Annotated in this window: 17 protein-coding genes; 9 read left to right on the plus strand and 8 right to left on the minus strand. The window is 29.9% G+C overall.

The annotated features are described in order from the left end of the window. Nucleotide 1 precedes the first annotated feature (1 nt). Nucleotides 2–454 carry a pantetheine-phosphate adenylyltransferase gene (gene coaD / locus ACN5J4_RS02800; RefSeq protein WP_418650651.1) on the plus strand — a complete coding sequence of 151 codons (453 nt, stop codon included), beginning with the start codon at nt 2–4 and terminating at the stop codon, nt 452–454. 40 nt (nt 455–494) lie between these two features. Here the strand turns inward: coaD and ACN5J4_RS02805 are convergent, their stop codons facing one another. Beyond that, on the minus strand, nt 495–1,670 hold the full coding sequence (locus ACN5J4_RS02805) for a GlmU family protein (protein ID WP_418650652.1): 1,176 nt from the start codon (nt 1,668–1,670) through the stop codon (nt 495–497). 99 nt (nt 1,671–1,769) lie between these two features. Between ACN5J4_RS02805 and ACN5J4_RS02810 the strand changes: the two genes are divergently transcribed. After that, a complete protein-coding gene (locus ACN5J4_RS02810; protein WP_418650653.1) occupies nt 1,770–2,144 on the plus strand; it encodes a 6-phosphogluconate dehydrogenase in 375 nt (124 codons plus the stop codon). Nucleotide 2,145: 1 nt separating this feature from the next. After that, entirely contained in the window at nt 2,146–2,694 is a 549-nt protein-coding gene (locus ACN5J4_RS02815) for an acyl-CoA thioesterase (RefSeq protein WP_418650654.1), read from the plus strand. Nucleotides 2,695–2,741: 47 nt separating this feature from the next. On the opposite strand, the gene ACN5J4_RS02820 is transcribed toward ACN5J4_RS02815, so the two are convergent. The 6 genes from ACN5J4_RS02820 to rpmH form a co-directional block, all read right to left on the minus strand. After that, a complete protein-coding gene (locus ACN5J4_RS02820) occupies nt 2,742–4,064 on the minus strand; it encodes a TolC family protein (RefSeq protein WP_418650655.1) in 1,323 nt (440 codons plus the stop codon). Between the two features lie 14 nt (nt 4,065–4,078). Next, nucleotides 4,079–7,237, minus strand: coding sequence for an efflux RND transporter permease subunit (locus ACN5J4_RS02825; protein WP_418650656.1), 3,159 nt, complete (start codon nt 7,235–7,237; stop codon nt 4,079–4,081). Nucleotides 7,238–7,240: 3 nt separating this feature from the next. Next, a complete protein-coding gene (locus ACN5J4_RS02830) occupies nt 7,241–8,371 on the minus strand; it encodes an efflux RND transporter periplasmic adaptor subunit (protein ID WP_418650657.1) in 1,131 nt (376 codons plus the stop codon). Between the two features lie 11 nt (nt 8,372–8,382). After that, nucleotides 8,383–8,838: a MarR family winged helix-turn-helix transcriptional regulator gene (locus tag ACN5J4_RS02835; protein ID WP_418650658.1), complete on the minus strand. Its 456-nt coding sequence runs from the start codon at nt 8,836–8,838 to the stop codon at nt 8,383–8,385. A gap of 125 nt (nt 8,839–8,963) precedes the next feature. Beyond that, a complete protein-coding gene (gene carB, locus ACN5J4_RS02840; protein ID WP_418650659.1) occupies nt 8,964–11,816 on the minus strand; it encodes a carbamoyl-phosphate synthase large subunit in 2,853 nt (950 codons plus the stop codon). Between the two features lie 103 nt (nt 11,817–11,919). Continuing rightward, nucleotides 11,920–12,081 (minus strand): 50S ribosomal protein L34, encoded by a 162-nt coding sequence (gene rpmH, locus ACN5J4_RS02845; RefSeq protein WP_058884776.1) that lies wholly within the window; start codon nt 12,079–12,081, stop codon nt 11,920–11,922. Between the two features lie 228 nt (nt 12,082–12,309). On the opposite strand from rpmH, the gene ACN5J4_RS02850 reads away from it, so the two are divergent. From ACN5J4_RS02850 to ACN5J4_RS02865, 4 genes are all read left to right on the plus strand, one after another. Continuing rightward, on the plus strand, nt 12,310–13,923 hold the full coding sequence (locus ACN5J4_RS02850) for a CTP synthase (RefSeq protein ID WP_418650660.1): 1,614 nt from the start codon (nt 12,310–12,312) through the stop codon (nt 13,921–13,923). 195 nt (nt 13,924–14,118) lie between these two features. Further along, entirely contained in the window at nt 14,119–15,990 is a 1,872-nt protein-coding gene (gene yidC / locus ACN5J4_RS02855; RefSeq protein WP_418650661.1) for a membrane protein insertase YidC, read from the plus strand. A 136-nt stretch (nt 15,991–16,126) separates the two neighbouring features. Next, nucleotides 16,127–18,577, plus strand: a complete 2,451-nt coding sequence (locus ACN5J4_RS02860) for a TonB-dependent receptor domain-containing protein (protein ID WP_418650662.1) — start codon at nt 16,127–16,129, stop codon at nt 18,575–18,577. 126 nt (nt 18,578–18,703) lie between these two features. Next, nucleotides 18,704–19,096, plus strand: coding sequence for a hypothetical protein (locus ACN5J4_RS02865; RefSeq protein ID WP_418650663.1), 393 nt, complete (start codon nt 18,704–18,706; stop codon nt 19,094–19,096). Between the two features lie 48 nt (nt 19,097–19,144). Here the strand turns inward: ACN5J4_RS02865 and ACN5J4_RS02870 are convergent, their stop codons facing one another. Continuing rightward, nucleotides 19,145–19,318: a hypothetical protein gene (locus ACN5J4_RS02870; RefSeq protein WP_418650664.1), complete on the minus strand. Its 174-nt coding sequence runs from the start codon at nt 19,316–19,318 to the stop codon at nt 19,145–19,147. Between the two features lie 148 nt (nt 19,319–19,466). Here ACN5J4_RS02870 and fumC point away from each other — a divergent pair, with 148 nt between their 5' ends. Both fumC and ACN5J4_RS02880 read left to right on the plus strand, forming a co-directional pair. Beyond that, a complete protein-coding gene (gene fumC, locus ACN5J4_RS02875) occupies nt 19,467–20,867 on the plus strand; it encodes a class II fumarate hydratase (protein WP_418650665.1) in 1,401 nt (466 codons plus the stop codon). Between the two features lie 143 nt (nt 20,868–21,010). Further along, entirely contained in the window at nt 21,011–21,877 is an 867-nt protein-coding gene (locus ACN5J4_RS02880; RefSeq protein WP_418650666.1) for a YkgJ family cysteine cluster protein, read from the plus strand. Nucleotides 21,878–21,940 lie beyond the last annotated feature (63 nt).

Here is a 21,940-nt window from a genome sequence, read left to right on the forward strand (position 1 = left end):
TATGAAAAAAGCAGTTTTTCCAGGTTCTTTTGACCCTATTACCTTAGGTCATGTAGATATTATTGAAAGAGGCATTACCTTGTTTGATGAATTAGTAATAGCCATTGGTGTTAACGCTGATAAAAAATATATGTTTTCGTTAGAAGAGCGTAAACGATTTATTGAAGAAACATTTAAAGATCAACCTAAAATTAAGGTTATTATATACAGCGGATTAACTGTAAAGTTTTGTAAAGAACAAAATGCTGAATTTATTTTAAGAGGCTTACGAAATCCTGGTGATTTTGAGTTTGAAAAAGCAATAGCACATACAAACCGTAAATTATCAGAAATAGAAACAGTATTTTTATTAACCTCATCTGGCAAAAGCTATATATCATCATCAATAGTTAGAGATGTTATTAGAAATAAAGGTGATTATACTGGTTTGGTTCCTAGTGCTGTTAGTGTTTAATAAAATAAAAAACCTCATTCTAGAATGAGGTTTTTTATTTTTAATAATTTCTATATTTTTTTGTTTCTTCAAAAACGTGTTCAAGAATTTTCTTTTCTTTCTCGTCAAAATCAACATTACGCCTTTTCATTACAACATTAGCGACTTCAAAAACTTTATTAGTTTTATATTCTGTAAATCCTGACGCTCCTCCCCAACTAAAAGATGGTACAAAGTTTCTTGGAAATCCGCTTCCAAAAATATTAGCAGATACTCCAACTACTGTACCTGTATTAAACATGGTGTTAATTCCACATTTAGAATGATCTCCCATCATTAAACCACAAAACTGTAACCCTGTTTTAGCAAAACGACCAGTATCATAACTCCATAATTTTACTTCAGCATAATTATTTTTTAGGTTAGAATTATTGGTATCGGCGCCTAAATTACACCATTCACCTAATACCGAATTTCCTAAAAATCCATCATGACCTTTGCTAGAATACCCCATTAATACCGAGTTATTAACCTCTCCTCCTACTTTACAATGAGGCCCCAAGGTAGTTGCACCATATATTTTTGCTCCTAATTTCAATACTGAATTTTCACACATAGCTAAAGCTCCTCTTACTACAACTCCTTCCATTACCTCTGCATTTTCACCAATATAAATAGGACCTGTACTTGCATTTAAAGTAGCAAAAGTTAATTTAGCACCTTCTTCAATAAATATATCTTTTTTATTGATGTAGTTTACTGTTTCAGGAATTGGTTGAGATGTTCTACCGTCAGTTATTAAATCGAAATCGGCACGAATAGCTTTATCATTTAAAGAAAAAATATCCCAAGTATTTTTAATCTGAATTAAATCTTCTTCATATTCAATATGCTCATAATTAGAAAAGTCTACCTCATCTTGTTTATCGTTTGTATAAAAAGCAATTACATCTTCACCTTTAAAAATAGCCTGATTTTCGGTTAACTCCCTTACCATATCTACCAATGAATCTGTTGGTAAAAAAGAAGCGTTTAATAATACATTAACCTCTAACTCTACCATCGGATATTTTTCTTCTAAATACTCTTCAGTAATAGTAGTAGTGGTTAAACCTAAATATTTTTCCCACTTTTCTCTAATAGTTAAAATACCTATTCTAATATCAGCAACAGGTTTTGTATATGTAAATGGTAATAAAGCAGTTCTTACATCACCATCAAATAAAATATAATTCATTTTTATTTTTTTTGAAGTCTCACAAACTTACTAATTTCAAATCGTTTTACAAGTTTAAATATTAACCTTACTTTTGTAAACACAATTTAAAATGTTACTATGAAAAAAATTTTAGCCTTAATTATTCTTTTTATTACATTAATTGCACTATCGTATTATGCTTTTATATATTTTGTTCCTTATAGTCAAGGAGTACGATCTGGTGAACTTATAAAAATAAGTTATAAAGGAGTTCTTATTAAAACATGGGAAGGTGAAATTAGTCAAGGTATTTCTGGCGCACAAATTTTTGCTTTCTCTGTACAAGATAATGAAAAAAAGGTTATTGAAGATTTACAAAAATTTCAAGGACGTTATGTAAAAATTACTTACAAAGAACTTTACGGTACTTTTTCATGGCTTGGAGACTCTAAATATTTTGTTACCAAAGTAGAGCAAGAAAATTCACCACATTTTAGAAGTACAAATAATTAATATGACAAAAATAAAATACAAACACGTAGAAGATACAGGTATCACAATTTCAGAGTTAATGTTACCTTCTCACGCTAATTTTAGTGGTAAAATTCATGGAGGTTATATTTTATCATTACTAGATCAAATAGCTTTTGCTTGTGCATCTAAACATTCTGGTGAATATTGTGTCACTGCATCTGTTGATACGGTAGATTTTTTAAACCCTATTGAAATTGGCGAGCTAGTTACCATGAAAGCATCTGTTAATTACGTTGGCAGAACATCTATGGTAGTTGGTGTACGTGTTGAGTCTGAAAATATTAGAACAGGTATAAAAAAACACTGTAATTCATCTTACTTTACCATGGTTGCTAAAGATGAAGATGGTAAAAGTGTTTATGTTCCTGGTTTAATTGTTAATAATGATATTGAAGTTAGACGTTTTTTAAAAGCAATAAAACGTATTGAAATGAAAAAGAAACGTTTTGATGAATTTGATAGCGAAAATTTTGTACCCCATGATTACATTAAAGATTTAGAAAAATATAAAGTAAAGATTGAATTATAATTTATCAAAAACCCTAAGTTAGCTAACTTAGGGTTTTTTGTTTGTTTTTAAAAATTCTTGTTTTCAAGTAATAATCCAGCTAATTTCAATAACTGTAATTCAGCATTTTTTGCAGTATACTTGGCATTACTTACACTTAATGCTGCATTTATTAAATTAACTTGTGCTTGTCGAAAATCAATAGAAGTTATTTGCCCTAATTTATACCGTTCATTAGTACGTTTAAAATTAAGCTGGGTAGTTATTACATTTTTTTCTTGTACTTGTAGTGAAAACAATGCATTCTTATACGTTTCCCAAGCATTAGTAACATTTTTTTCTAATAATTCTTCCTGCTGTAACTTTTGAATTTCTTGAGTTTCTAATGCTATTTTTGCATTAGTAACATTTGTTTTAGTCTGCCCTCCATCAAAAATATTCCAAGATAAGTTTAAACCTGCATTTACACCTTTTCGAGTATTAGAAATTGGACTAAAATCATTAACAGCATCATTATTACTTTTAGTCCAAGCATATGAACTTGTTAAACTTACATTTGGCATCCAACCTGATTTACGAAGTTTTACGTCTAACGCTCTTAATTTTATATTCTTGTTTGCTTGTAATAAAATTGCATTGTTATTGTTTGCCTTTTCTAAAATAGTACTTAAACTTAAATCAATAGCATAAGTAACATCCGTATTTACTTTTACAGGTGTATTTACTTTTCTACCTAAAACGATATTCAAATCTCTTTTAGAATTTGCTAATTCCCTTTTTACTGCTATGTAAGTAATACTATCATTATTTACATCAACCTCAGCATTTAAAACTGCTAACTTTGTATTTTGTCCATATTCAAAATTATACTCAGCTCTTTGCAGTCTTTTTTTAGAAATTTGTAATGTTGCCTTTTGTGTTGCTTCATTTTCAGTTAATCGAGCCACTTCATAGTAAGCCAAAAACAACGTAGTTAATGTATTTTCAATTACTTGACGTGCTTGTAACTCGGTTAAATTATAATTTTCTTTTAATCGTTTAAAAGTATATTTTCTGTTAAAGCCATTAAAAATAGTATAATTTAATCCTATTGAAGCATTGTAAGTTTTAGATTCTGCTCCTGTTACAGAATTTATATTACCATTTTTAAATTCACTATCAGTATCATTATTACTATAATTAGCACCTGCATTTGCTATTATAGTAGGTAAATACCCACTATTATAAATTCCTTTATTATTTTTAGCTGTTTCTAAATTATTTTTTACAACTCTTATATCGTAATTATTTTCTAATGTTAATGTTACTGCTTTTTCTTTTGATAAAATATCTTGTCCGTAAAAAGAAATACTTATCAATAAAAACGCTATACCTAAATATGTTTTTTTCATTTTATTATCTTTTACTATGCTAATTCTTCTTTTTCTGATACTAACTCTTTAATAGCTCTTTCAACTGCTTCTCTTTTTGGTTTTTCACCTTCCCAAAACCATTGTACATACACTTTAAAATAATTAGAAATAGATAATAAAACAGGCAATGTTAGTAAAGTTAAAAAAGTAGCTATCATAATTCCGTAAGCAATTGATATTGCCATAGGTATTAAAAACTGTGCTTGCCTACTTGTTTCAAAAATTAACGGAGCCAAACCTGCTACAGTAGTAATTGTTGTTAAAAATATGGCTCTAAATCTTGATTTACCTGCAGCAAATAAGGCTTCTTCATACTCCATACCTTCTTTTAGGTAACTATTAAATTTACTAATTAGTACTAAACCATCATTTACCATAATTCCTACTAAAGCAATAATTCCTAAAAGTGATAATATATTTACTGCAAAACCATGAATCCAATGCCCCCAAGCAACACCTATCAAACTAAATGGCACCATTATTAACAACATTAAAGGCTGACTGTAAGACCTAAACGTAAATACAATAACAATATAAATCAATAATAAAATTACAGGACCTACTAAAGCTGCAGAACTAGATACTTTTGATGCTTCTCTATTCTGACCTTCATATAAAGCTGTTACAGATGGATATTTAGCTACAATTAAAGGCATAATTCTAGTTTTAATATCAGTTAAAATATCAGTAGCACTTCCTTGCGCTTCTTTTAAATCAGCATCAATTTTTATTTCTCTTTGTCCATCTAAATGATTTATTGCTATTTCACCTCTTTCAATAGTATAGCTTGCTATTTCAGATAACGGAACTCTACTACCGGTTGGCGTTGAAATTCGCATATCATCTAAATTTTTAATTGATGATCGTTCGTTTTTATCGTAACGAACCCATACTTTTATTTCATCCTGTCCTCGTTGAAATCGTTGTGCTTGTTTCCCAAAAAAACCACTTCTTATTTGAGACATTACTTCGTTTAAATTTAAACCTAACAAATAAGCATTGTCTTTTAAGTTAATATTGATTTCTTTTATCCCCTGCGGATCATTATCTGTAATATCTTTTAAATCTTGATTTTTATTTAACGCTGCTTTTAACTCAGTTTTAGCAGCTTTTAACTCGCTTATATTATTACTTAATAATGAAACAGATACTGGACTTCCTCCAAAATTACCTCCTGAGCCAAAAGTTAATGCTTCAATACCGTAAATAGTACCTACTCTTTCTCGTATTGCATTGGTAATCTCTCTAGAACTAAACATTCTAGTTTCTCCTGGTAATAAATTAATTCGTAAAGATGCTTTAGCAGAACCACGTCCTATTTCTTTTAAAATATTTTCTACAACAGGTTTACCATCTAAAGCATATTTTTGGGTAAATTCTTTTTCAACTTCCCAAGTTTTTGCTTCAATTACAGAAATAATACTATCTGTAATTTTTTCGTTTGTTCCTTGTGGCATTGTTAAATTTATAGAAACACGATCACTTGCTATAGACGGGAAAAAAGTCCCTTTTATAATTCCTCCTTTAAAAGCACCGATAGTTATCATTAATAAAGCAACTGGTAATACTAAACCAAAAAACTTATTATCTAATACAAATTTTAATGCTGGTGCATATAATTTATCACGCATAAAATCCATTAAATCTTCAGCATATTTATTAAATGCATATATTTTTTGATTTCTATGTAATGCTTTTGAATGTGCAACGTGTGCTGGTAAAATAATTAAAGCTTCTACCAAAGATAAAACTAATGTTAATGCTACAACCGTAGCTACTTCACCAAAAAACTCTCCTATATTTCCATCTAAAAAGAAAAACATTGAAAAAGCTAAAACAGTAGTTGTTATTGCCGAAATAATTGGAGGAACAACTTCCATAGTACCATCAATGGCAGCTCTAATAGGATTTTTTCCTTTTTCATAATGATGATAAATATTTTCAGAAATTACAATTCCATCATCTACCAAAATACCAATAACGATAATCATTCCAAACAACGATAAAACATTGATCGTAATATTAAAATACCCTGCTAACATAAACATTCCAAAAAATGCTACAGGCAAACCTGCTGCTACCCAAAATGCCAATCTAGGACGCAAAAACAACGATAAAAACAAGAGTACTAACAACATTCCTTGCCATGCATTTTTAAATAACAATTCGGTACGTTGATTTAATGTAATAGACGAATCTCGTGTTACAGCTATTTCAACATTGTCATGTTGTTTATTAAATTTCTCGATATATTCATTAATATTCTTTGCTGATGAAATTAAATCTTCACTATTTGTATTACTAACCTGCATTCTAACTGCTAAGTTTCCGTTATAAAAATTTCTATTTGGCGTTTCGTTCCAAATATCTTTTACAGTCGCAACCTCTTTTAATCTAATAATTGTTCCAGAAGCATCAGCTTTAACAACTAAATTATCTAATTCATCACCATAATAAGAACGGTTATTAGCTCTAATTAAATACTCTTCTGCAATTGTTTTTACAGAACCTCCCGTGGTTAAAATATTTGCCGAAGAAACCGCTTTTGCAACTTCATTAAAAGTTAAATTATATGCAATTAAATCACTCTCTCTTACCGCTATTTCAATTTCTTCATCAGGGTATCCAGAAACAGTAATTTGTGATATTCCTTTTATTCTACGGATGTCATTTTCAATATCTCTTGCAATATTTTTTAATGATTTAAGCGAAATATTATTACCTGTAACTACAAAACTAATTGTTTCAGCTATTTTTTCTATTTTAGAAACTACAGCAGGTTCCATTCCTGAAGGAAAATTAGGAACTTTATCAACTGCATTTTTAACATCTGATAAAACAATATTAATATCATATCCTTTTAATATTTCTACAGAAATACTTGCCGAATTTTCTGATGATGTAGACGTAACTCGATCTACTCCTACTAATCCTTTTAAATTATCTTCAATTTTTAAAACAACTCCTTCTTCCATTTCTTGTGGAGAAGCACCAGGGTATACAACATTTATATTGATAAACTTAGCATCTGTTAAAGGGAAAAAAGATGATTTTAAAGATGAATATCCAACAATTCCTAAAAGAACAAAGGCTATTATTATAATATTTACCGCAACGGGATATTTAATAAAATATGCTATTACTTTTCTCATATCTTATTTTGTTGAGGTATTTATAACTTCTGAAAAAATCTTGACCGGCATACCTATATAAGCTCCTGAAACGGGTTTAGATATTAATTGAACTCCATTTTTTAACCCTTTAGCCACTACTGTATTTTCATTAAAATGTACTGGATTTATTGACACTAAATTTAACACATTATTTTTAACAACATAAACCGACTTATTTTCAACTAACAACTTTCTATTAATTTCAATAGCATTAGTTACTGTTTTTACAGGTACGCTTGCCGTAACATACATTCCTTCTCTTAAATTGCTTCCTTTTACTTCAATAAATACTTGAACTGTCTGCGAAGCCTGATCTATTTTACTATTAATTCTAGTAACTTTACCAGTCCATGTTTTCGTTTTTTCTAAGTTATGAAGTGTTACTGTTTTTCCTACCTGTAAAATATCAGCAAATGTGCCATTGACAGATAATGGTAGTTCAAAAACTGAAGTATCAATAAACTCCCCCATTTTTTGACCAGCCCTAACCAAAGTACCATCTGTAACTAATACCTCTGTTAAAACACCTTTAAAAGGAGCTTTAAGTTTATATTTACTTAATCGTGCTTCTAAATTTTTTAAGTTGTAAAACGTAGTGTATATATTTTTACCCGTAACAAAATATTTTTCTTTATCTGAACTAGGCTTTGGAAGTGCTTGTGTAATTTTATTTATATCAAATTTTTTCAAATAAAAATTCCATTTTTCAAAAGATTCAGGATAATCTAATCTCACATCAGGCATAATTGAGGCTATTAAATTTTGCAACGAACTTCTTTGACTTTGTATAGACGCATAAAATTCTTGACTATTAATACTTAATAATGTTTGTCCTTTTTGATAAGAAACTCCCGCTCTAAAATCTTTTCCTGTAGGTTGTAAAACACCTTGTACCTCAGAATAAATAGCTACTTTATTTTTAGCTACTAAATTTCCGTTTGCTGATATAGTTATTGTAATATCTTCATTTTTAACCTCCTCAACAAAAACTGTTTTTTCAATTTTCAAATCCTTTTGTTTAGGTGTTTTTTTGCTATTTTTAAAATAATTAGATATTAAAAATGATATTCCAAGTAACACAATACTTGCTACTACTATAATTAATTTTCTCATACTTTATATATTTAGTTGTTGATGCAACTTTTTACTGATTCTTTTTTTAAATTTTCTTGAACTTTTTTTATAACATTAATTGTTTGCTCTATCTCTTCTTCTGAAATATTTTTTTGCAAACATTTTGCAAAATTTTTCATAATAGGAAATGTTTCCTCAAATAATTGCGTTCCTATTTTAGTTAAATGAATATTATTAATACGTTTATCTGACTCTGAAGGAATTCTAGTTACTAATTTTTTTTTTTGCATTGTATTAACTAAACGAGTTAAAGATGTTTTATCTCTTCCTGTTAAAAAAGCTAATTCTTGTTGTGCCACTCCATTTTTATCTTTTAATGTTTTTAATACAATAAACTGTATTTTTGTAAGGTTTATATTTTTCTCAAAAAAAAGATCTTGAATATGATTATCTATCTTTTTTGCTGTTTTACCTAACCAAGGAGCTAATGTATTTTCGAAATCCATTTTAATTTTTAATATTAGACGCAAAAATAACACAAAGGATTAAATTAGTTGTATATGCAACTAATTATTTTATGTAAAAAAAGCCTATCATAATTATGATAGGCTTTTTTATTTTTTATTTTTTATTACTTACTTAAATACATCTTACGTCTTGAATATAAATCATAAAATTGATCATCTTTTAAATCATCAATAAATAAAATACTCTCTCCTGTGGATTTCATTTCAGGCCCTAATTTCTTATTTACATTTGGAAATTTATTAAAAGAAAACACAGGTTGCTTTATAGCATAACCATCTAGTTGAGGGTTAAATTCAAAATCTGTAACTTTATTTACCCCTAACATAACCTTGGTTGCGTAATTAACATAAGGCTCTTTATATGCTTTAGCTATAAAAGGTACCGTACGAGAAGCTCTTGGATTTGCTTCAATAATATAAACCACATCATCTTTAATAGCAAACTGAACATTTATTAAACCTACTGTTTTTAACTCTAAAGCAATAGTTTTTGTATGGTCTTTTATTTGCTGTAGTACTAAATCTCCTAAATTAAAAGCTGGTAAGGTTGCATTTGAATCTCCTGAGTGTACTCCACAAGGCTCAATATGTTCCATTATACCAATTATTTGAACATTTTCACCATCACAAATTGCATCAGCTTCCGCCTCAATTGCTCCATCTAAATAATGATCTAATAATAATTTATTACCAGGCATCCTTCTTAATAAATCAACAACGTGCTGTATTAACTCTTCTTTATTGATAACAATTTTCATTCCTTGCCCTCCTAAAACATAAGAAGGTCTTACTAAAATTGGAAAGTCTAATTTATCTGCTAAAGCTAACGCTTCATCAGCTGTTTCAGCAATACCAAATTCAGGATAAGGAATTTTATTTCTCATTAAAAGATCTGAAAAACTTCCTCTATCTTCGGCTAAATCTAAGGCTTCAAAACTAGTGCCTAAAATTTTGATTCCGTATTTAGTTAATTTTTCAGCTAACTTTAAAGCCGTTTGTCCACCTAACTGAACAATAACGCCTTCTGGTTTTTCATGTTTAATAATATCATAAATATGTTCCCAAAAAACAGGCTCAAAATATAATTTATCAGCCGTATCAAAATCTGTAGAAACCGTTTCAGGATTACAGTTAATCATAATAGTTTCATAACCACATTCTGCAGCTGCTAAAATACCATGAACACAACAGTAATCAAATTCAATTCCTTGTCCAATACGGTTTGGTCCTGAACCTAAAACAATAATTTTTTTCTTAGCAGTAACTTCACTTTCATTAGCTATAATTGTAACACCCTCTTTGGTTACGATATCACTTTCAAAAGTTGAATAATAATATGGAGTTTTTGCTTTAAATTCAGCAGCACACGTGTCTACTAACTTATAAACTCTATTAATATTTAATTCCTCTCTTTTGCTATATACTTCACTTTCTAAACATCCTAACATATGAGCGATCTGACGATCACCATATCCCTTTTGTTTTGCTTCTAGTAATAAATCTCTATCAAGATTTGCTACCGTATATTTAGAAATTTCTTTTTCTATTTCGTGTAATTCTTCATATTGCTTTAAGAACCACATATCAATTTGCGTAATTTCGTGGATTTTACTCAACGGAATTCCCATTTTAATAGCATCATAAATAATAAAAACTCTATCCCATGAAGCATATGTTAACTTCTCTATAATTTCATCGTAGTTTTTATTTTCTTTACCATCAGCACCTAAACCATTACGTTTAATTTCTAATGATTGTGTTGCCTTGTGTAATGCTTCTTGAAACGAACGTCCAATTCCCATTACTTCTCCTACGGATTTCATTTGTAAACCTAAAGTTCTGTCAGAACCTTCAAATTTATCAAAGTTCCATCTAGGAATTTTTACAATTACATAATCTAAAGTTGGCTCAAATAAAGCTGATGTAGATTTTGTAATTTGATTATCTAACTCATCTAAATGATACCCTAAGGCTAATTTAGTAGCAATTTTTGCAATAGGATATCCTGTTGCTTTACTTGCTAATGCTGATGAACGAGATACACGTGGATTAATTTCAATAGCAATAATATCTTCTTTTTCATCTGGAGAAATAGCAAACTGTACATTACATCCTCCTGCAAAATCACCAATATTACGCATCATATGAATTGCCATATCACGCATTTTTTGGAATGTTTTATCAGAAAGTGTCATTGCTGGAGCTACCGTAATTGAATCACCTGTATGAATTCCTATAGGATCCATATTTTCAATTGAACAAATAATAACTACGTTATCATTTGCATCTCTTAACAACTCTAATTCATACTCTTTCCATCCAATAAGAGCTTTATCAATCATTACCTCATGAATTGGAGAAACCTCTAATCCACGGGTTAGTAAAGCATCAAAATCTTCTTCCTTATAAACAAAAGAAGCTCCCTCTCCACCTAAAGTAAACGAAGCTCTAATAATTAAAGGAAAACCAAATTCTTGTGCTATTTCTTTACCTTTTAAAAATGATGTTGCAGTAGCTTGAGGTGCCATTGGAATACCAATATCTAGCATCAAGTGTCTAAATTTCTCTCGGTCTTCGGTAATATTAATGGCGTCAATATTAACACCAATAATTTCTACACCAAAATCTTTCCAAATACCTTTTTCATCAGCTTCAATACATAAATTTAATGCAGTTTGACCACCCATTGTTGGTAAAACAGCATCTATTTGTGGATGATCTTTTAATATCTGAATTAATGATTTCGTATTTAACGGTAAAAGATACACATGATCAGCCATTGAAGGATCTGTCATGATTGTTGCTGGATTTGAATTGATTAAAATAGTTTCAATTCCATCTTCACGTAAAGAACGTAAAGCTTGTGTTCCTGAATAATCAAATTCACAGGCTTGACCAATAACAATTGGCCCTGATCCGATTATTAAGATAGATTTAAGGTCTTGATTTTTAGGCATTTTAATAGGTATTGTGTTATCTATAAAAAGGTGAAATGTTTATGTACAAAAAAAGTGTTACTAAAAAAATAGTAACACCTAATATATTAACAGTTGTTAATCATTATTTCTTTGGTCTTGGAGCAGAAGATACACTTAAATTCTTTCTTCCTTTAGCTCTTCTTCTAGCTAATACTTTACGTCCATTAGCAGATGCCATTCTTTCTCTGAAACCGTGTTTGTTTCTTCTTTTTCTCTTCGATGGTTGGTAAGTTCTTTTCGGCATTATGTATGTTTTTAAAAATGGTCTTTATTATATTTTGCTTTTATGAAACTCCGTCTGCTAAAAGCGTGGGCAAATATACAATAGTTTTTTTGTCTTACAAATACTAGTTTTGTTTTTTTTGTATATAAATTTCAAAATTCAAATTTAAGAAACTTTTATACATTTTTTTTACTTTTTTATTTGTTCGAATAGCCAGAGTTCTTACTTTTGCGCAAACCTAACAATACCATGAACAATACTAAATACGTTTTTGTAACAGGAGGCGTAACTTCATCACTTGGAAAAGGAATTATTGCCGCTTCTTTAGCTAAATTATTACAGCAAAGAGGATTCTCTGTGACTATACAAAAATTAGACCCATATATTAATATTGACCCAGGAACATTAAACCCATACGAACATGGTGAATGTTATGTCACTGATGATGGGGCCGAAACAGACTTAGACTTAGGTCATTACGAACGTTTTTTAAATATTCCTACTTCACAGGCTAATAATGTTACTACAGGTAAAATTTATCAATCTGTAATAAATAAAGAACGTAAAGGAGAGTTTTTAGGAAAAACAGTTCAAGTAATACCTCATATTACAGATGAGATAAAAAACCGAATTCAAATTTTAGGAAACACTGGTGAATTTGATATTGTTATTACCGAAATAGGTGGTACAGTTGGTGATATTGAATCATTACCTTACGTAGAAGCCGTTCGTCAATTAAAGTGGGAATTAGGAGACGACAATGCTATTGTTATACATTTAACTTTAGTACCTTATTTAGCGGCAGCTGGTGAACTAAAAACAAAACCTACACAACACTCTGTTAAAATGCTAATGCAAAGTGGTGTTAGTCCTGATATATTAGTATGTAGATCTGAACATGAAATAAACGACACCATTAAACGTAAATTAGCATTATTTTGTAATGTTAAAAAACAAGATGTAATTCAATCGTTAGATGCAGAAACTATTTACGATGTTCCTAACTTAATGTTTAAAGAAGGGTTAGATTATGTCGTTTTAGATAAATTAAACTTATCTACTCGCAAACAACCTAAATTAAAAGCTTGGAATCAATTTTTAGAACGTCATAAAAACCCTACCTCTACTATTGAAATTGGTTTAGTTGGTAAATATGTAGAGTTACACGATTCTTACAAATCAATTACCGAAGCATTTGTACATGCAGGTGCTACCAATAAAACAAAAGTTGTTGTTCGTTGGATTCATTCTGAAGAATTAACTCCTGAAAATGCAGCATCTCAACTAAAAGGCTTAAATGGTGTTTTAGTAGCTCCTGGTTTTGGAGACAGAGGTATTGAAGGTAAAATTGCTGCAGTACAATGGGTACGCGAAAACAACATTCCTTTTTTAGGAATTTGTTTAGGAATGCAAATGGCTGTTATTGAGTATTCTCGTAATGTTTTAGGGCTAAAAGGTGCTGAATCAACAGAAATGAATGAAAACACAGCATACCCTGTTATTAACCTAATGGAAACACAAAAAGATGTTACTCAAAAAGGTGGAACAATGCGCTTAGGAGCTTGGGATTGTGAAATTACCGAAAACTCTAAAGTATTCGAAGCATACAAAACTAAACTAATTAGCGAGCGCCATCGCCATCGATACGAATATAACAACGATTATAAAGAGCAACTAGAAGGAGCTGGAATGAAATCAACAGGTATAAACCCGAAAACAGGTTTGGTAGAAATTGTTGAAATACCTACACACCCTTGGTTTGTTGGTGTTCAATATCATCCAGAATATAAAAGTACCGTATTAAACCCACACCCTTTATTTGTAAGTTTTATAAAGGCTGCGTTAAAACAGTCAAAAAAATAAATTTAAAATCCTGTAATTTTTAATTACAGGATTTTTTTTAACAAGTTGTAGTTGGAACACTATTTAGACTAGTATACTATTGAAAATTAATCATTGTAAAACCATATAAAAACATATGGTTTTCACTACATTTGTCAGGTTTTTAAAATATCAAAAAAAACAAAAAAAGACAAGTTGACATTATAACAAACATAAATGGAACAAAAAAAATTTGATTTAAATTCCTTTATAGGAATGCTTTTATTAGGAGGAATATTACTATGGTGGATGAATTCTCGTAAACCTGATGTAACTACTGAAACAACAACACAAACAGTTCAAGTTTCTGAAGCTTCAACCACTCAAAACAATATAACAGAAACATCTACTGTTAATGATTCATTACAGCAAATTGCTTTAAAAAACAAACTAGGTGCTTTTGCATATGGTGCTGCTACAGGTAAAAATGGAAATACATCTATAGAAAATAACCTTGTTAAATTAACTATTGATAATAAGGGAGGGCAAATTACAGAAGCTTTAATTAAAAACTTCAAAACCTTTGACTCACTTCCTTTATATTTAGTCAAAAATAAAAATGCATCTTTTAATATTAATTTTGGTACTACTGATAATCGTATATTAAACACAAAAGATTTATTATTTACTCCTACCCTAACTAAAAATGGTAATACTCAAATACTTTCTATGAAATTGAAAGTATCTGAAAATCAATTTCTAGAATACCGTTACGAAATTAAAAAAAATGATTACCGTATAGATTTTGCTGTTCGCTCTCAAGGTTTAAATGGTGTAATAAATAGCTCTCAAGCAATTAATTTAGATTGGAACTTGAAAGGTTTTAGACATGAAAAAAGTTTAAAAACCGAAAACATGTATTCCTACTACTACTACAAAGCTGATGGTGATGTTGATTATTTACAAATGAATGATGATGAAGCCATGAGTGATGTTAATTGGGTTGCTTATAAGCAACACTTCTTCTCTTCTATTTTATCATCAGACACTCCTTTTAATAACGCTACCTTAAAATCAATTGATTTTGCTGGCGAAGAAAAAGATACTTTATTTACAAAAACATATGCTCTAAAAACTCCTTTAGCCTTAACTAATGGAGAATTAAATTATAACATGCAGTGGTTTTACGGACCAACAGACTATAACCTATTAAAAACATATAAAGGTACCAGTTTAAATGAAATTGCCGATTTAGGTTGGGGTATTTTTGGTTTCTTAAACCGAACAGTATTCTACCCAGTATTTAACATGTTAAAAGGTTTTATTGGTAACTTTGGGTTGATTATTATTTTAATGACTATTGTTGTTCGTATTATTATGTCTCCAGTACTTTATAAATCATATTTATCAAGTGCTAAGATGAAAGTAATTCGTCCAGAAATGGAAGAAATTAACAAAAAATTTCCTGGTAAAGAAAATGCCATGAAACGCCAACAGGAAACCATGGCTGTGCAAAGAAAAGCTGGGGTAAGTATGATGTCAGGTTGTATTCCTGCACTATTACAAATGCCTGTATTTTTTGCATTGTTTAAATTTTTTCCAACAAACATCGATTTTAGACAAAAAAGTTTCTTATGGGCAAATGATTTATCATCATACGATATGATTTATCAATTACCATTTAGCATTCCTTTTTATGGAGACCATATTAGTTTATTTCCAATATTAGCCTCAGTAGCCATTTTCTTTTATATGAAAATGAACCAAAACCAACAAGCTAATATGCAAGCACCAACGCAAGAAGGAATGCCTGACATGACTAAAATGATGAAGTATATGATATACTTTTCACCTATTATGATGTTGTTTTTCTTTAACAACTATGCAAGTGGCTTAAGTTTATATTACTTTATATCAAACTTATTAACCATCGTAATTATGTTAATTATTAAAAATTATGTAATTGACGAAGATAAAATTCACGCAAAAATTCAAGAAAATAAAAAGAAACCTGAAAAAGCTAAAAGTAAGTTTCGTGAGCGTTTAGACAATGCTATGAAACAAGCTCAAGAGCAACAAGCTGCTCAACAAAAAGCAAAGAAAAAATAATATTTTTCAATATAATTACAATACTTAAAAAGGTCGCTAAATGCGACCTTTTTTTATTTAACACTTCTTTAACTTAACATTGTTAAACCTTTAAAGAACTTCGTTGTCTTACTTCTTTTATATAACTAAACATTCAATGAAAAAAATTATACTTATTATAGCTATTTTAATATCTATTTCAACTATTGCGCAAAAACCTGCTCGTGCTAATATTTCTAAAATAACACTAACAGGTAAAATTATTGAAGCTACATCTAATCACCCCTTAGAGTATGCGACCTTAGTATTAACTCATATACAAAACAAGCATGTTTTAGGAGGAATAACAGATACAAAAGGAAATTTTTCTATTGAAGTTCCTAAAGGAGAATATTCAATTAAGGTCGAATTTATCGGGTTTAAAACTAAAAATTTATCTAATAAAAAATTAACTAAAAATACTAACCTAGGTACTATTACACTCTCTGAAGATGCAGAAAGGTTAAATGAAATTGAAATTATAGCTGAAAAATCTACCGTAGAAATTCGTTTAGATAAAAAGATTTACAACGTTGGTAAAGATATGACTGTTAAAGGCGGAACTGCTTCTGATGTTTTAGACAACGTACCCTCTGTAAATGTAGATGCGGAAGGAGCTGTTAGTTTAAGAGGTAGTGAAAACGTTCGTATATTAATCGATGGTAAACCCTCTGCCTTAGTTGGTTTAACAGGTACTGATGCTTTACGTAATTTACCTGCAGATGCCATTGAAAAAATAGAAGTAATAACATCACCATCAGCACGTTATGACGCTGAAGGAACTGCTGGTATTTTAAATATCATTCTTAGAAAAGGAAAAATAACAGGTTTTAATGGATCATTAAACCTTACCGTTGGTAATCCTGATTTAGTACGAATTGCACCAAATTTAAATTACCGTACAAAAAAAATAAATCTATTTACAAACCTTGGCTATTCGTACAGAAAAGGACCAGGAAACTCACATACTAAATTATCTTATTTAAATAATGGTATTTTAGACAGTACACAAATTGAAAATAGAATTTTCGATAGAAAAAATAAGAATTTTAATGCTTCAATAGGCTTAGAATACTACATAAACGATAACAGCTCTATTACAGGTAATTATGTATACAGAAAATCAAATGGAGATGATGTTGCTACTAACCTAACAAATAAATTTTTACTTAACGACCCAACCCAACCTATATACAATGAAATTCGTATAGAAAATGAAAAAGAAAATAATATAGACAATCAGTACTCTATAAACTATACTAATAAATTAAATGAAGACGGACAAAAACTAACCATCGATTTACAATATGGAGACAGTAAAGAAACAGAAAATGCACCAATTACTGTTAACGGATCCTTATCAGAACTAAACTCACAAATAACAAACTCTAAAGAAAAACTAGTTCAAATAGATTATGTGTTGCCAATTGGTGAAAATAATCAATTTGAAATTGGACACAAAGCTACATATCAAAATTTAAATTCTGATTTTAAAGTAAATATTCTAGACCCTAATACAAATTTTGACCCTTCAAACGCTATCAATTTTAAACAAAATATTTATGCCTTCTATACACAGTACGGAAGTAAAATTAATAAATTTTCTTACCTATTAGGCTTGCGATCTGAAATAACAAATATTGATTTAAATGTATTAACTACCAATCAAAAATCTAAAAAAAATTATACCGAATGGTTTCCTACAATTAACCTTGGCTATGAATTAAATGATAATGAAAACCTAAGTTTAGGGTACAGTCGTCGTTTAAGAAGACCTCGTCATTGGTATTTAAACCCTTTCGAAAGCCGAAGTTCAGCTACCAATGTATTTAGAGGTAATCCTGATTTAAACCCAACATTTACCAGTTCTTTCGATTTAGGTTACAATACAAAAATTAAAAAATTAAATTTAGGAACTTCCTTATATTATCAATACTCTACAGACATAATTCAAGGAGTTTCAATTATTGAAAAAAGAAATGGAACCAATGTTTTTATACGTCAACCTTTAAATTTAAATAACGAAAAACGTTATGGTTTCGAATTAACAAGTAACTACAACCCTTCAAAAAAAATACGTTTATCAGCAAGTTTTAACTACTATAAATTTAATACCGATGCTTTTTTATACACATATACTGCATTAGACGGCTCACAGGTTTCTACAAATTTAGCTGCTGTAAATGAAAATAGTTGGTTTACACGTTTTAACGCTCGTATATCACTTCCTGCAAAAATAGAATGGCAAACACGCCTAATGTATCGAGGCCCAAAAAATAGTGCGCAAAACGAAAGTAAAGGAATGTTTATGGCAAACCTATCTTTTAGTAAAGATATTTTAAAAGACAAAGCCTCATTAGTATTAAATGTAAGTGACTTATTCAACTCTCGTAAACGAGAAAGTACAACTTATTATGGTGATAGAGAAAATCCATCAACAATAGCAAACGGAACTTTTCAATGGAGAGAACGACAAGTATCACTAAGTTTTACCTATCGTTTTAATCAAAAGAAAAAAAGAGAAAAACCTACAGGACAAAGTAATGATGGTGCTGGTTTTGAAGATTAAAATTGGGCGTTCGAGCGGGCTTTCATTACTCGCTTTTTAGTTGATGTGCAAAAAAGCACATCAACTAAAAGAGCTCAAACATACCATTCAATCCCTAACGCAATTACATCTTAGAATTAAAATTTTATGTATAAATTAATAATTATAAGTTTATTAATAATAAACTTTACAGAAAATATAGTAGCACAAAAAAATAAGGAAAAAATAATTGATAAAAAATTAGAAAAAGTTCAAGAAAAACTAAAAATCGATAACATTCAATTATTAATAATAAAAGAAGTTGTTTTAAAATATAACCATCAAAAAACAGCACTTCATCAGAAAGAAATATCTGATCAAGAAAAAAGAATTAAAATTAAAGAATTAAATTTAAAGCAAGAAAAAGAACTACAAACCTTTTTAGATAAAGAACAACTTGTTGAGTTTAATAAAATAATGAAAGAAAAAAAGAAAGAACGCAAAAAAAGTCGTCCTTCAAAAGGTTCAGGAAATAGAAGAGGAAAACGAAACTCTTTCTAAAACAGAAAGGCTCGCTAAATGCGAGCCTTTTATATGTTTTATAAAAGCTTACTTACCTTGAGCTGCTTTTTTTGCTTCTCTCTTTAACTTTAAGTTCTCTAAAATTGTTCCACCAATCCAATAAGGAACTACAAATGTTAACAAGAAAATTAACAACCAGAATCCGGTCGTAAAAATAAACATGAATAATACTAATCCTGAAAATTGTGAAAAATCTAACATTTGTTTTCTGTTAATAATTGTTATAATGCAAAATTAGAACTATTTTTCTTTTCATCCAATAAAATCTCCTAAAAAAATCAACACTAAAACCTATAAGAATTTGTAAATTTGACTTAAGTTAATTTATATTCTTTTAAATCATTTTAAAATGACAAAGTACAGAATTGAAAAAGATACCATGGGAAATGTTGAAGTTCCTGCGGATAAATATTGGGGAGCACAAACTGAACGCTCTCGTAACAACTTTAAAATAGGTCCTGCGGGCTCAATGCCTTTAGAAATAGTATATGGTTTTGCTTATCTTAAAAAAGCGGCGGCTTATACAAATGCAGCATTAGGTGTTTTAGCTGAAGAAAAAAGAGATTTAATTGCACAAGTTTGTGATGAAATTTTAGCAGGTAAACACAATGATCAATTTCCGTTAGTAATATGGCAAACAGGTTCTGGTACTCAAAGTAACATGAACTGTAACGAAGTAATTGCCAACAGAGCACATGAAATTGCTGGTAACGTTATTGGTGAAGGTGAAAAAACTATTCAACCAAATGATGATGTAAACAAATCGCAATCATCAAACGATACTTTTCCTACAGGAATGCACATTGCAGCCTACAAAAAAATTGTTGAAGTTACAATTCCTGGAGTTGAGCAATTACGTGATACTTTACAGGCAAAATCAGAAGTATTTAAAGATGTTGTAAAAATTGGACGTACACATTTAATGGATGCTACTCCCCTAACTTTAGGACAAGAATTTTCTGGTTATGTAGCACAATTAAACTTCGGTTTAAAAGCTTTAAAAAATTCTTTAGCCCATTTATCTCAATTAGCTTTAGGTGGTACTGCTGTTGGTACAGGGTTAAACACTCCTGCTGGTTACGATGTTTTAGTTGCTAAATATATTGCTGAATTTACAGGGTTACCTTTTATTACTGCCGAAAACAAATTTGAGGCTTTAGCTGCTCACGATGCTTTTGTTGAAACTCACGGATCTTTAAAGCAATTAGCTGTTTCTATCAATAAAATAGCCAACGATATTCGTATGATGGCCTCTGGTCCTCGTTCTGGAATTGGTGAATTAATTATTCCTGCAAATGAACCAGGTTCTTCTATTATGCCTGGAAAAGTAAATCCTACGCAAGCAGAAGCAATCACTATGGTTTGTGCGCAAGTTATGGGTAATGATGTTGCTGTTACTGTTGGTGGTACGCAAGGACATTACGAATTAAACGTTTTTAAACCAATGATGGCGGCAAACGTATTACAATCTGCTCAATTAATTGGAGATGCTTGTGTATCTTTCGATGTAAATTGTGCGGCTGGTATTGAGCCAAATCATACTAGAATTACTGAATTAGTAAATAATTCTTTAATGTTAGTTACTGCTTTAAATACTAAAATCGGTTATTATAAAGCTGCTGAAATTGCAAACACGGCTCACGCAAACGGAACTACTTTAAAAACAGAAGCAGTTCGTTTAGGTTATGTTACGGAAGCTGAATATGACGAATGGGTAAAACCTGAACAAATGATTGGTGGATTAAAATAATCTTCTTTTTTAAATTTTATATATTAAAATCCCTGCAATTTATAATTGTAGGGATTTTTGTTTTTTAAATCTTATTTTTGACCCCGCTATAAAAATAACTATTACTCAGTTCAACTATTCATTTCAAAAATAAAACATACAAAATGCAAGTAACAAAACTAAATTCTGAAAGTATATTACCACTTACTTGCTCACGTTCTGGATCATGTTGTTTTGGAAAAGATGTAATGCTGAATCCATGGGAATTATTTAGTTTTAGTCAAGAGAAAAAAATTAGTACTAAAGAGTTTCGTAACCTTTATAGTGAATTTGGAGGTATTCAATTGCTTTTTGATGGAAAAACCGATAAAAAAGGACAAAAAGCATGTAGTCAATATTTAGATAACGCTGGTTGTAGCGTTCACGTTGGTCGTCCGTTAGCCTGTCGTTTATATCCACTTGGTCGTCAAGTACAATTTGAAAAAGCTGAATATATTTATGAAGGAAACGCTTTTCCGTGCTTAACAGATTGTTCCGAAGTATTAGATTTACCTAAACTTAGTGTTGGTGAATATTTAAAAGAACAAAAAGCTGAACAGTATGAAAAAGCATTAGATGCTTATTTAATGGTCATGCAAAATATTGCTGATATTGGTTTTGAACTACTTTTAGATTCGGGACTAGCTGCTTCTGGAGATACAAAAACACTTGCAATGTGGAGAATAATAGGTAAAGAAACACACAAAGCATCAGCAAAAAGAATAGGTAAAGAATGGATAGATTATTTAATGATTCCATCAATAACAAACCACGATAATAATCCTGTTACTTTCGCTCAAAAACACAATGATTTTATCCTTTTAAAAGCGCAAGAAAAATTCGGAAATCTACAAACATTTGAAGAACTTCATGAAGCTTCGGTTTTAATAATTGCTATTGCATTACATTTATCAAGAGGTTTAAGAGCCGATACAAAAGGGCTTTCAGAACATTGGATAGCTACAGCAAAAAGTCATGGTGCTAAAGAATAATTAAATATAAATTGGTAAAAAAGCATTAATATTTTAGTTTTAAAAACAAACCTCTCCATAATA

The organism is Tenacibaculum aestuariivivum (assembly GCF_964507685.1).
Classification (GTDB): Bacteria; Bacteroidota; Bacteroidia; order Flavobacteriales; family Flavobacteriaceae; genus Polaribacter; species Polaribacter aestuariivivum.